Source organism: Wolbachia endosymbiont of Drosophila bicornuta (genome assembly GCF_028982105.1).
Taxonomy (GTDB): domain Bacteria; phylum Pseudomonadota; class Alphaproteobacteria; order Rickettsiales; family Anaplasmataceae; genus Wolbachia; species Wolbachia pipientis.
The window spans coordinates 1-1,859 of record NZ_JAPQLF010000036.1 but is presented as its reverse complement, the minus strand read 5'-3'; the positions used below and the strand labels follow the sequence as shown (position 1 = coordinate 1,859).

Genomic DNA, 1,859 nt, shown 5'->3' with positions numbered 1-1,859 from the left:
CCTTGCTGTGTGTTGTTGTATATACTAATTCCTGTACTGTCTATAGCAATTTCGATATCTTCCATATTATTTTTATCAATTCTGCAATCATTTATCTTAATATTAAGTTTCTTAAACCTTCTTGATGCTTGTGAATAGCTGATAACTGCCAAATCTCTTCCTATTTGTTACAAATACCCTTTTATAAACCCGACTGTTTGTCTTAAACCAATTCTAAAGAAACTGACGATTATATGCACCAAAATCACAACTTTATCACTATAAATATAGTTGCCGCCCTGCATTTTTGGACAATTCTCGTACCAATTTTCTATGGCGTCATTGATATAATAAAAAATGCTTCCTCTTTCTTGGAGAAATTTGTTATATTCATGGCAGTTACTGACTCTCATTTTTTGTGGCATATTTTTTCTTCAACAGTTAAATGGCTATTTATAATGAATTTTGTCAGTAACTGCCAGTTCTTTTCACTTGAGCGATGCAACAAAGCCATCCCAGACTGGGATGACAAGAAGATGGTACTTGGATAAGAAGCATTGCCCTCCTGCTAGGCCCAAATTGCAATGTTAGTACAGTTGTGGATTTCTCATCCGCTAACAAGCAGCGAGATGACGAGGTCTTTCGATAGTAAATCTTACCTGTGTTAGCTATACCAAAAAATCAAAAGTCGTATTTATTCATTAATAAAATCTTTGTCTTCTCCTAAAAATTAGTTAAAATGTAGAATATTTTGTGTTATTAAGTTAGCACTTGACTTAACTTTAGTTGTTACTTAGACTGCTAAAGTGGAATTTTAATTTTTTTTACGAGGACAATTATGCATTATAAAAAGTTTTTTTCAGCAGCCGCTTTAGCAACGTTGCTAAGTTTATCAAACTCTGCTTTTTCAGATCCTGTTGCTCCAATAGGTGATGAAGAAACTAGCTACTACGTTCGTTTGCAATACAACGGTGAAGTTTTACCTCTTTTCACAAAAGTTGATAACATGAAAATTAAAAAGGGGACTGATGATGTTGATCCTTTTAAGGCTTCTTTTATAGGAGGTGGTGCCGCATTTGGTTATAAAATGGACGACATTAGAGTTGATATTGAAGGGCTATATTCACAGCTAAACAAGAATGTGAACAATGATGAAGTGCTTACTCCAGATACTGTTGCGGGCAGCTTAACAGCAATTTCAGGGCTAGTTAACGTTTATTACGATATAGCAATTGAAGATATGCCTATCACTCCATATGTTGGTGTTGGTGTTGGTGCAGCGTATATTAGCACTCCTTTGAAAGACGCTGTGAATGATCAAAAAAGTAAATTTGGTTTTGCTGGTCAAGTAAAAGCTGGTGTTAGTTATGATGTAGCTCCAGAAGTCAAACTTTATGCTGGAGCTCGTTATTTCGGTTCTTATGGTGCTAATTTCGATAAAAGCGGTGGTGAGAAAGACAAAGGAGGACATACAGTCCTTTACAGCACTGTTGGTGCAGAAGCTGGAGTAGCGTTTAATTTTTAGTCTATCTCAGTCTTGTTATCCCAGTGGGTTTTTTCTTGTCATTCAAGTAGCATGACACTGGGATCTAGAAAAAAGAAATGTGGATTCCAGTGGGCTTTGTTGCATAGCAACTGAAAAAATCTGGTGGCTACTGACAAAATTCATTATAAAATAGCCATTTAACCTTGAAAGAAAAAATATGCCACAAAAAATGAGGGTCAGTAACCATAGCGAATATAACAAATTTCTAGAAAAAAGAGGAAATATTTTTCATTATATCAACGAAGCCATAGAAAAGTGGTACGAGAATGGTCCAAAAATACCAGGTGGCAACAATATTTATAGCGATAAAGTTGTAATTTTGGTGCACATAATA

General features: G+C 35.1%; 2 protein-coding genes and 2 pseudogenes. 3 read left to right on the top strand and 1 reads right to left on the bottom strand.

The window, feature by feature from the left end; genetic code table 11:
* Window positions 1-404 (bottom strand): annotated as a pseudogene (locus tag OZD68_RS06690) (transposase); the annotation flags it as partial.
* Window positions 405-444: 40 nt separating this feature from the next.
* Between OZD68_RS06690 and OZD68_RS00440 the strand changes: the two are divergent.
* The 3 genes and pseudogenes from OZD68_RS00440 to OZD68_RS06685 form a co-directional block, all read left to right on the top strand.
* On the top strand, window positions 445-570 hold the full coding sequence (locus OZD68_RS00440; protein WP_275008706.1) for a hypothetical protein: 126 nt from the start codon (window positions 445-447) through the stop codon (window positions 568-570).
* Window positions 571-817: 247 nt separating this feature from the next.
* Window positions 818-1,504 carry an acyloxyacyl hydrolase gene (locus OZD68_RS00435; RefSeq protein WP_275008704.1) on the top strand — a complete coding sequence of 229 codons (687 nt, stop codon included), beginning with the start codon at window positions 818-820 and terminating at the stop codon, window positions 1,502-1,504.
* A gap of 178 nt (window positions 1,505-1,682) precedes the next feature.
* Window positions 1,683-1,859: pseudogene (locus tag OZD68_RS06685) on the top strand (IS5 family transposase); the annotation flags it as partial.

Bases quoted from the DNA above. Each gene is read 5' to 3' on its own strand.
- OZD68_RS00435 (WP_275008704.1), top strand. From the start codon at position 818: ATGCATTATAAAAAGTTTTTTTCAGCAGCCGCTTTAGCAACGTTGCTA.